At 41.1% G+C, this 12,987-nt stretch carries 13 protein-coding genes; 12 read left to right on the top strand and 1 reads right to left on the bottom strand.

Annotated features, from left to right (window positions below):
• Window positions 1-66 precede the first annotated feature (66 nt).
• From U5L75_01200 to U5L75_01150, 11 genes are all read left to right on the top strand, one after another.
• Window positions 67-1,518, top strand: a complete 1,452-nt coding sequence (locus U5L75_01200; protein MDZ7726181.1) for an amino acid--tRNA ligase-related protein — start codon at window positions 67-69, stop codon at window positions 1,516-1,518.
• Between the two features lie 68 nt (window positions 1,519-1,586).
• A complete protein-coding gene (locus U5L75_01195) occupies window positions 1,587-1,856 on the top strand; it encodes a hypothetical protein (GenBank protein ID MDZ7726180.1) in 270 nt (89 codons plus the stop codon).
• A 352-nt stretch (window positions 1,857-2,208) separates the two neighbouring features.
• A complete protein-coding gene (locus U5L75_01190) occupies window positions 2,209-2,940 on the top strand; it encodes a segregation/condensation protein A (protein ID MDZ7726179.1) in 732 nt (243 codons plus the stop codon).
• Between the two features lie 11 nt (window positions 2,941-2,951).
• Entirely contained in the window at window positions 2,952-3,482 is a 531-nt protein-coding gene (locus U5L75_01185) for an SMC-Scp complex subunit ScpB (GenBank protein ID MDZ7726178.1), read from the top strand.
• Window positions 3,483-3,502: 20 nt separating this feature from the next.
• Window positions 3,503-4,537: a serine hydrolase gene (locus tag U5L75_01180; GenBank protein ID MDZ7726177.1), complete on the top strand. Its 1,035-nt coding sequence runs from the start codon at window positions 3,503-3,505 to the stop codon at window positions 4,535-4,537.
• Complete coding sequence (locus U5L75_01175; GenBank protein MDZ7726176.1) at window positions 4,534-5,604, top strand: hypothetical protein; 1,071 nt, start codon at window positions 4,534-4,536, stop codon at window positions 5,602-5,604. The genes U5L75_01180 and U5L75_01175 overlap by 4 nt, the downstream gene beginning before the upstream one ends.
• Complete coding sequence (locus tag U5L75_01170; GenBank protein ID MDZ7726175.1) at window positions 5,601-6,716, top strand: putative peptidoglycan glycosyltransferase FtsW; 1,116 nt, start codon at window positions 5,601-5,603, stop codon at window positions 6,714-6,716. Before U5L75_01175 ends, U5L75_01170 begins: the two co-directional genes overlap by 4 nt.
• Entirely contained in the window at window positions 6,713-7,849 is a 1,137-nt protein-coding gene (gene murG / locus U5L75_01165; GenBank protein ID MDZ7726174.1) for an undecaprenyldiphospho-muramoylpentapeptide beta-N-acetylglucosaminyltransferase, read from the top strand. Before U5L75_01170 ends, murG begins: the two co-directional genes overlap by 4 nt.
• A 13-nt stretch (window positions 7,850-7,862) precedes the next feature.
• Entirely contained in the window at window positions 7,863-9,203 is a 1,341-nt protein-coding gene (gene gltX / locus U5L75_01160) for a glutamate--tRNA ligase (GenBank protein ID MDZ7726173.1), read from the top strand.
• A gap of 5 nt (window positions 9,204-9,208) precedes the next feature.
• Window positions 9,209-10,498 carry a peptidoglycan DD-metalloendopeptidase family protein gene (locus U5L75_01155; protein ID MDZ7726172.1) on the top strand — a complete coding sequence of 430 codons (1,290 nt, stop codon included), beginning with the start codon at window positions 9,209-9,211 and terminating at the stop codon, window positions 10,496-10,498.
• Window positions 10,499-10,734: 236 nt separating this feature from the next.
• The gene (locus U5L75_01150) at window positions 10,735-11,145 is read left to right on the top strand and encodes a hypothetical protein (GenBank protein MDZ7726171.1); all 411 of its coding nucleotides are present in this window, start codon (window positions 10,735-10,737) and stop codon (window positions 11,143-11,145) included.
• A gap of 490 nt (window positions 11,146-11,635) precedes the next feature.
• Here the strand turns inward: U5L75_01150 and U5L75_01145 are convergent, their stop codons facing one another.
• On the bottom strand, window positions 11,636-12,103 hold the full coding sequence (locus U5L75_01145) for an EVE domain-containing protein (protein ID MDZ7726170.1): 468 nt from the start codon (window positions 12,101-12,103) through the stop codon (window positions 11,636-11,638).
• Between the two features lie 50 nt (window positions 12,104-12,153).
• Between U5L75_01145 and U5L75_01140 the strand changes: the two genes are divergently transcribed.
• The gene (locus U5L75_01140; GenBank protein MDZ7726169.1) at window positions 12,154-12,987 is read left to right on the top strand and encodes a thioredoxin domain-containing protein; all 834 of its coding nucleotides are present in this window, start codon (window positions 12,154-12,156) and stop codon (window positions 12,985-12,987) included.

The raw sequence follows: 12,987 nt of genomic DNA, 5'->3' as shown, positions 1-12,987 counted from the left end.
TAAAACGAAAGCATCGGTTTGTATCAAGGGGCGGATTTTTGCTTTAAAATTCAACATTAAATATCTATGGAAAGAAAATATATAGAAGACCTAAAAGACTATGTGGGAGAGGAGGTTTTTATTAACGGCTTTGTTTGGGTGAAGCGCGACCAAGGAAAGATCGTATTTTTTGATTTTAAGGACGCAACCGGAACTGTGCAGGCGGTTGCTCATTCGGGAAATCCTGAGGCTGTGGAAAAGTCTAAGGAGGTCAAACACCAGTGGACAGTAGAGGTTCGCGGTAAAGTTAAAGAGCGTCCAGAAAAAATGCGAACGGAGGACCTAAACGGCTCAATAGAGCTTGAATTACTAGACATAGAAGTAATAAGCAAAGCCAAAGAACTTCCTTTTGATGTAACAGAAGACACGTCGGACATCGACGAAAATTTACGCTTGAAATACCGTTATTTGGATCTGCGATCCGAGAGGATGCAAAGGAATATAAGGTTGCGCAGTCAGTTTGTACAAAAATGTCGCGAATATCTATTTGGCCAAAAATTTACCGAAATAGAAACTCCAATTTTAACCGAGTCTACACCGGAGGGATCGAGAGACTTTGTGGTGCCGTCGAGGTTGCATTTAGGTAAATTTTACGCTTTGCCGCAGTCACCGCAACAGTACAAACAACTACTTATGACCGCTGGGTTTGAAAAATACTTTCAAATAGCGCGCGCTATCCGTGACGAAGATCTTCGCGCTGATCGCGGCTTTGAACATTCCCAAATTGACATTGAATTGTCATTCGTGGCGAGAGATCAGGTAATTGAACTGGTCGAAGAGATGATGACAAAGACAGTTGAAAGTATGGGATATTCTATAAAAGAAAAGCCATTCCCACGCATAAGCTACAAAGAAGCTCTCGATAGGTTTGGTGACGACAAATTTGATCTGCGCACAGAAGAAGAAAAAGAGAAAGGCATACTTTCGTATGCTTGGGTGGTAGATTTTCCTTTCTTCGAAAAAACAGATAATGGCGATTGGACTTTTAGCCACAACCCTTTCTCTCAGCCAAAAGAAGAGCATGTTGAAACTTTGCTAAAGATCGCAGAGCGAGTAGATAACGGTGAAAATCCTCGCGACATTGATGAAATAGGGGAGATACTAACCACGCAGTATGACTTGGTCTGCAATGGTTTTGAATCCGGCGGAGGAAGTATTCGTGCACACAAACCTGAAGTTCTGAGAGCTACATACAAAGCGATGGGAATGGATGACGATTATATAGAAAAAAGTGTGGGGCATATGCTGGAGGCGTTTGAGTTCGGTACTCCGCCCCATGGAGGTATCGCCTTAGGGATTGAGCGCAATATAATGAACCTTTCAGGAGAAGATGCGCTACGCGAAGTTCAGGCCTTTCCTATGACAAGAGGCGGGCATACTTCCGTGATGCAGGGGCCGTCTGAAATTTCTGAAAAACAACTAAAGGAGCTCGGAATCTCTATAAAAAGGAAAGATACTGAAGCAAAATCTTTCCATTGACTAATATCTAAAATATAAGTATAATCACAAGTAGGAAGTTCGTTCCAGAAAAAGAAGAGGTGATCAGAATGGTTAAACCCCACGGAGAAAACGAAGGTGACGACTGGGTTTTCAATGAAAGAACTGGACACTTTGATGAGGTCGTTGTAGTTGACGGAGTAAAATACCGTCCGTGCGTTCACTGTGGAAAAAGAAGTGACTCTCCATACGATAAGCCCGCCCGTGCATGCCAGTTCGTACTATTCATCAGAGAAGCTAACGTTGCACACTTTTTCTGCATTGAGTGCGCAGTAAAATCAGGCTTGTTTACCGATGAGAGCTTACACGCTGAGTTCTGAGTAACCTTAACGGAGGATAAATGCCGAGATACCACGAGAGGTTTCCTTTGAATGACTACAGACGGTTCCGTCGATTGCTTAGTGAAGTGGGTAAAGGCAGTGATAAGGAGATACAAAGAGAACCAAGTAACTCAGAGACTGTCTGCGCTACGAGGGGTTGCTCAAACGTCGGAGAATTTCTCTATTCTACGAAAGGAGTTGGCAAAGAAGAGGAGATTTTCTGTGAATCCTGCTTCAGGCAAATGCGCCCCGACCAGTTTTACTAGAGCCAAGCCGTTTCTTGCTTTTTTGCAAGAGACGGCTTTTTGTTTGCAGGATGGAAAGAAAAGGCAAAAAAAGCTATAGTGTATGTATGAGTGATAATGCTTTTGTTATTTCAACTGGTGCATTCGAGGGTCCTTTGCCGCTTTTGTTGGAGTTGGTACAGAAAAGAAAGGTGTTCATTAGCGACATAGCCCTTGCAGACATTACCGAGGAATTTCTTAGCGTTATCAGAGAACAGGAACGGTCGTTGAAAGAAGACGCAGACTTTATTTCCGTTGCAACTACGCTACTTCTGATAAAATCAAAATCTCTTCTGCCTAACTTTGAACTTACCCCCGAGGAAGAAGAGTCCACAGAAAGTCTAACCCGACGATTAGAAGCTTTTGAAAAAATAAGAATAAAGTCCAACCAACTTGCGGGTATTTACGGAAAAAATGTTTTTTTAAGACGTCGAGTGCCACAGAGTAGCCAAAAACATTTTATACCGGATGACAATATTGCGCCGAGAACTCTGGAGGAAGCGATAAAGAATGTACGAGATCACTTGCCTCAAAAAAACCTTCCCGAAAGGGTTACTATGGAGCAGACAGTGCGCCTAGAAGATGTTTTAGAAAGTCTTTCTAGTAGAATCAAAAAGCATATAGCACTCAGCTTTAGAGAATTTGCGAGTATCGGCAGATCTTCAAGGAGAGATGTGGTCGTACACTTTGTAGCTCTTCTGGAATTGGTTAAACAAGGTTTCCTCGAGGCGGAGCAAACTTCTTCGAATGGAGATATTAAACTAAAGCACCAAGAAGTAAGAGTGCCGAACTATTCGTGAGCTAAATAACTATGAGACTTGAAGAGATAATAGAAGCACTACTTTTTGCAACAGGAGAAACCTATACAATAGGAGAGCTTTCTCGATTAATTTCAAGAGACCAAGATGAGGTTGAGGAGGCACTGGCAGACCTAGAGCTTTCTCTTAAAAATAGAGGTATCAAACTGCTTCGAGAAAAAGACCGGGTCACTTTAGTTGCGATCAAGGAGATCTCGCCCATAGTTGAAGCATTACAAAAAAAGGAACTTACAACGCCACTTTCTCAAGCTGCTATGGATACTATCTCTGTTATCTTATATATGGCGCCAATCGAAAAGAAAAACATTGATTTGTTGCGAGGAGTGGACTCACGCAAGATATTACGCACTTTACGGGCTCGAGATTTGATCAGGGAATCACGAGAAGGTGAAAAAGTAGTGTATAATCCTACTGTAAAACTGTTACAATTTATGGGGCTGGAGTCAGAAGAATCGTTGCCGGACTATAAAAATCACCGTCAAGCTCTAATTAACTTTTTAAATGAAAATGAAGAAGATTCATAGGTGGTGTTGTCTTGTTTAATATGAAAAAATTTCTCGATAATTATAAAAAATTATTATATCGCCATCGAACGATGACGGTGTTTGCGACGCTAACTGTAGTTGCTTTCGTGGTGTTAGTCTCTTCGGTTTTTGTTAATAATATGCAAAAGCAGAAGGCGGCGGTTATAGAAAATGACAAAGACTTAGTCGAAGAAAATGAACAAAAGATGCAATCTCAGATCTTGGCAAATCGAGAAGAGCGAGAAAGGGAAGAGGTTTTTTCTGACTTGGAGTTAGAGGCAGAAGGTATATATGTCTACGACCTTAATAATGAAGAAGTATTGTTTGAAAAAAATCCAGAGACTCCAATGCCTATTGCTTCTATCACAAAAGTAATGACCATTGCCACTGCCCAAGACATTTTGTCAGAGGATGATGTAGTGATGATCGGCAGAGACGCATTAGATGTTGAAGGTGACAGTAACTTACGCTTAGGTGAAAAGTGGAGCTTCAGAGAAATCTCTGATGTAGCCCTTGTTAGTTCCTCAAATGATGCCGCCTTTGCTATAGCAAAAACAGCCGGAGAATATGTAAAAGTTAGCGAGGATTTGGAAAAGGAGTCGTTAGATATTTTTATTGATAAAGTAAACGAAAAAGCGGAAGAGCTTGGCTTGGAAAATGCCGAATTTTACAATGTTACAGGCCTTGATCTCAATAACGAAACTAAAGCCGGCGCCTTGGCTTCTCCTAAAGATATATCTAAATTATTTTCACATATGGTTTTGGAATCATCGGATACGATGTTTAGTACCCGATATACTGATCTCTCCGTTTCTTCTCAGAGCGGAAGAACCCTCGAGGTCGCTAATACTAATGATGCAGTTAGCTCTCTTACGGGATTGCTTGCCTCTAAGACCGGATACACAAAACAAGCAGGAGGTAACCTGGCTGTGGCTGTAGATGCTGGATTTATGAGGCCGGTAGTGATAGTAGTACTCGGTTCTACGTATGAAGGTCGATTTAGTGATGTGGAAAAATTATTACAGACGACTAAAGAATATTATAAAAACATATGATCGTTCTTGATGTAATAAAAGTATTTATTCCCACGGTGGCGGCTTTCTCGATCGGTATGATATTGGCGCCATTCATTTCTGATTTTTTGTATGCCAATAAAATGTGGAAGAAAAAATCCGGTAATACCGGCTCTATAACAGGAGGGGATACGCCTATATTCAACAAGCTCCACAAAACAAAGGACACCGGTACTCCTCGCATGGGAGGCATAATAATTTGGTTGTCAGTATTGGTTACTGTTTTTATTTTCGCGACCTTGGGAGCTATCTTTCCGGACACATTGGCAGAAAAACTTAATTTTTTGTCACGTAATCAAACCTGGATACCGTTTGTGACTCTTATTTTGGGATCCTTACTGGGGCTTTTAGATGACCTTCTTACTGTTTCCGCGTCTGGTGGTTATGTGGGTGGCGGTCTGTCTCTGTTGCGAGTACGTATACCTCTAATCGCTCTGATGGGACTTCTTATCGGTTCGTGGTTCTTTTTTAAACTCGATGTATCGTCCATAGCGATACCATTCTTGGGAGATCTTGGTCTGGGGCTTTTGTTTATACCGTTTTTCTCACTAGTGATGGTCGCCTTGTTTTCTGGTGGAGTTATTGATGGTATCGATGGATTGGCCGGGGGAATTATAGCCACGGTATTTTTTTCCTATGCAGTTATTGCATTCTTTCAGAATCAAATCGACCTAGCAGCTTTTAGTGCAGTCGTTTCCGGGGGTACTTTAGCTTTCTTGTGGTTTAATATACCCCCCGCACGTTTTTATATGACAGAAACTGGAATAATCGGTCTCACGACATGTCTGACCGTAGTTGCGTTTCTAACCGATCAAGTGTTGGTTCTGCCCATTATTGCTCTGCCGTTATTTTTAGCTTCCGGTTCTGTCATTTTACAGTTAGTCTCAAAGAAATTGAGAGGAGGTAAAAAGATATTTCTCGTCGCGCCCATACACCACCATTTTGAAGCGATTGGTTGGCCGAGCTATAAGGTGACAATGCGCTTTTGGATCATAACCATTCTTAGCTCTATTTTTGGAACTGTTATTGCTTTGGTGGGCGGCTTATGAGTAAAGCATTGAAACCCAAAAAAAGAGCTGATAGGTGGTTTTTGGCTATAGTAGTAACGACAGTACTATTCGGGTTTTTTGTATTTATGTCTGCTGCGCTGGGTCTCTACGCGCGCGACGGTGCAACTTTTTCTTCCGTGATGCAAACACAGATCATTGGAGTGTTGTCTGGTTTTATTTTTTTAATTATTGCTTCAAACATTCCTTATACATTTTGGCGTAGAATGGCAATGCCAATTTTTGTAATTTCGACAATACTGATGGCAGTGGTGCTTTTGCCGAACGTAGGTTTTCTTCACGGTGGGTCGAGCAGGTGGATATATCTGGGTCCCTTGTCGTTTCAACCCGCGGATTTGTACAAAATTGCGGTCGTAATTCTATATGCGGCATTGATCGCAAAACATAAAAAAAATATAGCTAACTTTAAATACGCGGTTATACCGCTCTTGATTATCTTTGGTATATCTGGGTTACTTTTGATTCTGCAGCCAAAGATCGGAACGCTTGTAGTTATAGCTATAACTATGTTCGCTATGTTCATAACTTCAGGAGCAAGGGCGAAACATATAGCGCTGCTTTTAACGATTTTATTACCTGTTCTGATCGCTATGCTTTTTCTGTTTCCATATGCGCGCGAGAGGATCGACACATTCCTAAATCCTTCTGAAAACACTATGGATGAAAGCTATCAGATACAGCAATCGCTGATCGCGGTTGGGTCAGGTGGCGTTTTTGGGCGTGGCTACGGACAGAGTATTCAAAAATTCAGTTTTTTACCAGAGCCCATAAGCGACTCCGTTTTTGCCGTTGCCGCTGAGGAGTTTGGCTTTATAGGGGGAGTAATTATCATAGCCCTTGTTACGCTTTTTACTTATCGTGGTCTTATTATAGCTATAAGAGCCCCGGATTTATTCGCTAGACTGTTAGTTCTTGGACTTGTTATACTTATATCGTCTCAATCATTTATTAATATCGCAGCTATGATAGGTTTGGCACCGCTTACGGGTATGCCGCTTGTGTTCATTAGCCACGGTGGCACGGCTATGTTAACAGCCTTAGGCAGCGTTGGAATAATTTTAAACGTGTCAAAATACTCTAAACAAAATTCATGAAAATAGTTTTTACAGGAGGCGGATCGGGAGGTCATTTCTTTCCAATAATTGCCGTAGCTGAATCCCTAACCAAATTGGCCTACGAGGAAAAATACATTAAACCAAAAATGTATTATTTTGGCCCTGCGAAGTATGACGAAGAATTATTATTTGATAATGATATTTCATTTCGTAAGGTGGTAGCAGGAAAAAGAAGGGTAGGATATGGCAGGATACGAAATTTTCTTGATATGTTTGTAATGGGGTGGGGAATACTACAAGCTATCTGGCGTATGTATAGGGTATTTCCAGACGTAGTTTTTTCGAAGGGAAGCTATACTAGTTTCCCCGTGCTGGTTGCCGCTCGCTTCTTTGGAATTCCGGTGATTGTACACGAGTCTGATTCTCGTCCCGGACGGGCTAACAAGTGGGCGGGAAAGTTTGCCGAGAAAGTGGCGGTTTCTTATGAGCAGGCCGCAGAGTTTTTCCCAGAAGAAAAAATTGCTTACACCGGCAATCCTGTAAGACAAGATATTACTGATTTACCTACAAAGGACGAAGGTCTGTCGTTTTTTGAATTAGATAACGATGTTCCGACCATATTAGTCACGGGAGCTTCGCAGGGGGCTCAGCGTATCAACGATGTAGTTTTAAATGTATTACCCAGGATGGTTAAAAAATATCAAATAATACACCAAACTGGGCCGAGTAACTTTGAGGAAATCGAGCGTACCAAAGAGATCATTCTTGAGTACAGTGAACACAAAGAACGCTATAAGCCAGTAGCATTTTTGGACGCAAATAGCCTCAGGCACGCGGCCGCTGCGAGCGATCTTGTGATCACTAGAGCCGGATCCTCTTTGTTCGAAATAGCTCTGTGGGGCATACCGTCCATCGTTGTCCCCATAAGTGTTAGCAACGGAGATCATCAGCGAACTAACGCTTATGCTTATACTCATAATGGCGCGGGTATTGTAATCGAAGAAAATAACTTAACTTCAAATATAGTGTTATCCCAAATTAATACTATATTTTCTAACGACTCCATACGCAAACAGATGGGAGAAGCAGCTTTAAAATTTGCCAAGAAGAATGCCGCTGATAAAATAGCTCGCGCCTTATTTGATGTTGGAATGAAGCATCAAGAGAAATAAAGTAATATTTTTTATGACCAAAGAACAACAAAATGTAGTTAGGTTTGCTCCGTCACCAACTGGTCCACTACACATAGGTAGTGTGCGCACCGCGCTATTTAACTTCCTTTACGCTAGAAAAAATAGTGCCAAATTTATTTTACGTCTTGAGGACACGGACACAGAACGATCTAAGAGAGAATTTGAAGAAGATATTTTGAGCGGCTTTGAATGGCTTGGCATCTATTATGATGAGTTATATAAGCAATCAGAACGCACAGAAATATATCAAGAATACATCAAAAAGCTCATAGATTCCGGATGCGCTTATGTGTCTGAAGAACCCTCGGGCGAACGTCAGAGCGTCATTCGATTCAAAAACCCTAACAAATCTATTCGATTTGAGGACATAATACGGGGAGAAGTTTCTTTTGACACAACGGAATTGGGTGATTTTGTGATAGCCAAAAGTGAAAATGAGCCCCTGTATAATTTGGCGGTTGTAGTTGATGATAAGGAGATGGGCGTAACGCATATTATTCGCGGAGAAGACCACATCTCAAATACTCCGCGGCAAATACTCATTCTTGAAGCTTTGGGTGTTGAGCGTCCTTTTTATGCCCATATTCCGATGATATTAGCCCCAGATCGTTCAAAAATGTCTAAACGCTACGGGACAGTTTCGATTACGGAATATCAGAAACAAGGTTTTTTGCCAGAAGCCATTTTGAACTACCTAGCTCTTTTGGGGTGGAATCCAGGAGGAGAAAAGGAGGTGTTTAAAACAGAGGAATTGATAGATCTTTTTGATATTAATAGGGTACAAAAAGGCGGTGCAATATTTTCAACTGAAAAGTTGCGCTGGTTTAATTCAGAGCACATAAAATTGCTTTCCAAAGAAGAAAGAGATACCAAATTAATGAATTTTCTCAAATCAAGAAAAAATGATCTGCCGGAAGGGCTTTATGAATTAATACAAGAAAGTGAGAGCTTGAGAGAAGCAATTTGTGAGAGGACCGAAGTCTTTGAAGATGTTATAGGCCTAGCATCAGAAGGGGAGTATGACTACTTATTGAGCTCTCCCGAGATAGACCCAGAAAAAATAAACTGGAAAGACACGCCTTCAGAGCAGACCAGATCACACCTAGATAAATTGATCGATCTATTAGAATCACTAGATTCTTATGAAAAACCAGAGTTTATAAAAAATGCAGTATGGGAATATGCTACAGAAAAGGGAAGAGGAGAGGTGCTTTGGCCCATGAGAGTAGCTCTTTCTGGTAAAGAGCAGTCTCTTGATCCATTTACTATTGCTTCAGTTCTCGGTAAACTGAAGACAGTAGAGCGCCTAAAAAAGGCCAAGAAGAATATCTAATAATAATGGAAAGTAAACTATATCTATTTTCAAAATATTTACTCTTTTCTCTTATTGTGCTTTTAGCTTCAATAGGTTTGTCTGTTTATGCTCAAGAGGAAGAAGAAATAAAAGAAAAAATAGAGCAGCGTAGTGAGAATATAGAAAGATTGGAGCGAGAAATAGCCGAGTACCAATCGGAGATCAATACACTTAGTAAAGAAAAGCAAACACTTGAAAATACCATACAGACACTTAGGATCTCAGAAAGAAAATTAAACGCAGACATTGAGCTAGTGGAGTCAAAAATAGCGGTGGCTGAGGATGCTATCGAGGAATTGCAAGGTGAAATATCTAAAGTCAAAAATAATATTAAGCTGAACAAAGATGCTATTTCTAAAACATTAAAGTCCGTTCAGCAGGAAAGTGACAAATCTCTAGTGGAAGCCATGCTGCGTCACGACAATCTCTCGGACTATTGGGGAGAGATGGACTCTCTGTTTGCTTTTCAGAAATCTGTTTCGGCTAGCATAGACGAGTTGGCAAAATTACAGAATGAGCTCGAAGACAAACGAAAAGAACAAGAAGAATTGCGCGAGGAGCAATTGGCCTTGCGCGGAGAACTAGAAGCCAAAGCCGGTTTGGTTGTAGAAAACAAAGAAGAACAATCGCAACTGCTAGCTGTTACAGAAAATAAAGAATCTGAATATCAAAAAATGCTAAGGGAAAGAAAGGCGCGTAAGCAGGCGTTTGAGGCTGAAATACAGGAGCTAGAAAGCCAGTTGAACTTGAATGTAGATCCGGGTTCCGTTCCCTCGGCAAGGCCTGGTGTGCTTGGTTGGCCTGTAGATAATGTCAATATTACCCAATATTTTGGCAATACAGCTTTCGCTACGTCTAACCCGCAGGTATATAGTGGGGGAGGTCACAACGGAATTGATTTTGGAGTTGGTATGGGCACCGGAGTAAAAGCCGCGGAGAGTGGGGTGGTTGTCGATACGGGTAATACTGACCAGACTTGCAGAGGAGCTTCTTATGGACGTTGGATCCTCTTGAGACATAACAACAATCTTTCAACTCTCTACGCTCATCTATCCCGAATATCTGTAAGTAAGGGAGAGACGGTGAAGAAGGGAGAAGTGATAGGATATTCAGGAAATTCGGGATATTCTACCGGACCTCATCTTCACTTTACGGTGTATGCTACTAGCGGAGTACAAGTAACAACTATGCCGAGCAGGGGATGCTCCGGAGCGGTCTACAGGTTGCCTCTGTCTGATCCTACGGGCTATCTAAACCCCCTATCATTTCTATAATTTAATTAAATTAACAATAAAGAGTAGAGATAAAGTTTCACAGAATTTGACAGAATTAGTTTATATTGTAAACTAATCATAGGGAAGGGTAGGGAGTTTGAGTTCACCACAAGGAAGGAGAAGTGTTCACTGTGAGAAAGTTTGCGGTTTTCATCTACTCATTTATTGTTTTTCTGGTCTGTTTTCAATTGATCGGCCCCAAACTTCTACAGTTGTCTGTTTTAACCAAACAACATTTGCAATCAAAAACAAAAAAATACAAAGAAACCAGAGATGTGATGTTGGAGTTGATCACTTGGCTTAACGAGAATACTACGTATCATATAAGCCAAATACCGGTTTTTTACTTTGACTCCGATGATCCTCACGTAGACACAGCGTCTAGCATTAGCCTTACTTATAGGAATAGGTACAACTACATTGTTTTAAGAGAGGAAATCGATTATACGGATGATACAGGTAATAAGTACTTAGTTCACGAATTAGTTCACCACGCCCAATTTCTAAAACGGAAGAGGTACGATTGCGAAGGACAGGCTGAAGCGCAAGCTTATAGAGTTGAAAACCAGTACATACAAATGAAAAAAGATCCGAACTCATTCAGTAAAATGCCCGAAAGTATTATAGAGGAATTGGCCAGTTGTTGATCACTTGAATAAAAGCGATAAAATACCTCGGTAGAATAAATTAGCCGAGGTATATTTTTATTATGTGATGTCGCAAAAGATATATTGTACGACATCTAATATTTTATTTTACCTATCTCCCTACCGATCAAATCCGTCGTTTATCAAATACAAAAATAGCCCCCTTCTATGAAGTGAGGCTATTGGTGCAGACTGAATTTTGTACTTTGTACAAAGAACTTTTCTTTTGAAATTTTTTACTTACATCTATCGCACTTTGTGTCTCTTGTCTCTAGGCCTAGATTCTCAAGAGTTCTATAAAGCTTCTCTTCCTTCTCGGATAGTTGCACCCACTCGCCTTCCTTGATCTCGAGACGGCCGTGTTTAAAGCAGACTTTCGTCTCGTTTGTCACTTTATCACTCCCGGTGTTTCTTTATTTACCCCGAAGAAGTATAGCAAACATATATTAAATATCCACAAACAACATAAATTGTATGTCGCACAATATCTTTAGCGGCCCTTCTTCACGAGTGCGTCAAAATGATGCTTTTTGACCGGCTGGACCGATAGCCTACTTCCCTTCTTTGTAAGTTCCATATCTGAGAATTTTTTTAAAGATTTAATATATTCTAGCGAGATCACCTCTTTAAATTTTTTCTTGTATTTTATATCGACCAAAAACCATCGCGGTTTGTCTCTTGTTGCCTTAGCATCAAAATATTGGCTATTTTCATCAAATTGTGTCGGATCTGGATAGCTTTTACTAGACACCTCCCCTACTCCGACTACTCCAGGTGGTTTGGCGTTTGAGTGATAAAACAAAACAAGGTCACCTTTTTTCATATCGTCACGCATAAAATTGCGGGCTTGATAATTCCTGACGCCATCCCAGGCAGTTACTTTATCTTGTTTAAGATCATCTATCGAATAAGTGTTTGGCTCGCTTTTCATTAGCCAGTAGTTTCGTTTTTTATTCATTTTGGTATTATGTCTGAGTGGTTTAATACTAACAGATTTAATACAAATATATGCCAGAAAACGAAGAGCAATTATCAAAAAAAGAACGCAGAAACCAAAAAAGAGCCGAAAAGCTGGAACGAAAAGCTGAAGAAGCTAAGAAGGAAAAACAAGATGCGTTTATGCAAAATGTCTTTGTGTGGGGTTTTATCGCGCTTCTAGGGGCCGGCTTGGTTTTGTTTGTGGGTAATCTTTTCTCCTCAGACGACGCTTTAGATAACGGAGGGACGCAGGACATCTCTATTGCTGAAGACGAGTGGATAAGTGGCAATCCTGACGCCGAGGTGACTTTGGTTGAGTACGCTGATTTTCAATGTCCGGGCTGCAGACAAGCTCATCCGGTAGTACAGGATATCATTGAGCAGTATGGTGATGACGTACGTGTAGTGTACAGACACCTGCCACTGGTATCTATACATGATAATGCCTACGCTGCGGCGCGCGCAGCCGAAGCAGCGGGCGCACAAGGTGAATTCTTTGCTATGCAGGATATGCTGTTTGAGAATCAAGACGAATGGTCTAGCGCCAACAATGCAGAAGATATTTTTGCTGGATACGCCGAAGAAATTGGTCTTGATATGGAAGAATATGAAAATGCATTTTCTTCCGATGAAGTTAAGGAACGCATAGATGAAGACTTAGCTTCCGCTCAGCGGCTTGGTGCCACTGGAACGCCCACCTTCTTTCTCAACGGTCGTAGCGTTCAGTACAATAGCTACTCACAGCTGATCCAGATTGTGGGAGATGAGATCCAAGCAGTTGAAGAAGAAAGCGAGAACGGCGAAAAAGAGACGGAAGAAGAATCGGGTAATTCAGACGAAGAAGAGACTGAAGAGGAAGCATAG

It is taken from the genome of Candidatus Campbellbacteria bacterium (assembly GCA_034521025.1).
Taxonomy (GTDB): domain Bacteria; phylum Patescibacteriota; class Minisyncoccia; order Phycocordibacterales; family JAXHMZ01; genus JAXHMZ01.
The sequence above is the reverse complement of the archived record's forward strand: the minus strand, read 5'-3'. Positions and strand labels throughout refer to the sequence as shown.

Excerpts from the sequence above, each read along its gene's own strand:
- U5L75_01170 (MDZ7726175.1), top strand. The coding sequence starts at position 5,601 with ATGAGTAAAGCATTGAAACCCAAAAAAAGAGCTGATAGGTGGTTTTTG.
- U5L75_01195 (MDZ7726180.1), top strand. The coding sequence starts at position 1,587 with ATGGTTAAACCCCACGGAGAAAACGAAGGTGACGACTGGGTTTTCAAT.
- U5L75_01180 (MDZ7726177.1), top strand. The coding sequence starts at position 3,503 with ATGAAAAAATTTCTCGATAATTATAAAAAATTATTATATCGCCATCGA.
- gltX (MDZ7726173.1), top strand. The coding sequence starts at position 7,863 with ATGACCAAAGAACAACAAAATGTAGTTAGGTTTGCTCCGTCACCAACT.
- murG (MDZ7726174.1), top strand. The coding sequence starts at position 6,713 with ATGAAAATAGTTTTTACAGGAGGCGGATCGGGAGGTCATTTCTTTCCA.
- U5L75_01200 (MDZ7726181.1), top strand. The coding sequence starts at position 67 with ATGGAAAGAAAATATATAGAAGACCTAAAAGACTATGTGGGAGAGGAG.
- U5L75_01185 (MDZ7726178.1), top strand. The coding sequence starts at position 2,952 with ATGAGACTTGAAGAGATAATAGAAGCACTACTTTTTGCAACAGGAGAA.
- U5L75_01140 (MDZ7726169.1), top strand. The coding sequence starts at position 12,154 with ATGCCAGAAAACGAAGAGCAATTATCAAAAAAAGAACGCAGAAACCAA.
- U5L75_01155 (MDZ7726172.1), top strand. The coding sequence starts at position 9,209 with ATGGAAAGTAAACTATATCTATTTTCAAAATATTTACTCTTTTCTCTT.
- U5L75_01190 (MDZ7726179.1), top strand. The coding sequence starts at position 2,209 with ATGAGTGATAATGCTTTTGTTATTTCAACTGGTGCATTCGAGGGTCCT.
- U5L75_01145 (MDZ7726170.1), bottom strand. The coding sequence starts at position 12,103 with ATGAATAAAAAACGAAACTACTGGCTAATGAAAAGCGAGCCAAACACT.
- U5L75_01175 (MDZ7726176.1), top strand. The coding sequence starts at position 4,534 with ATGATCGTTCTTGATGTAATAAAAGTATTTATTCCCACGGTGGCGGCT.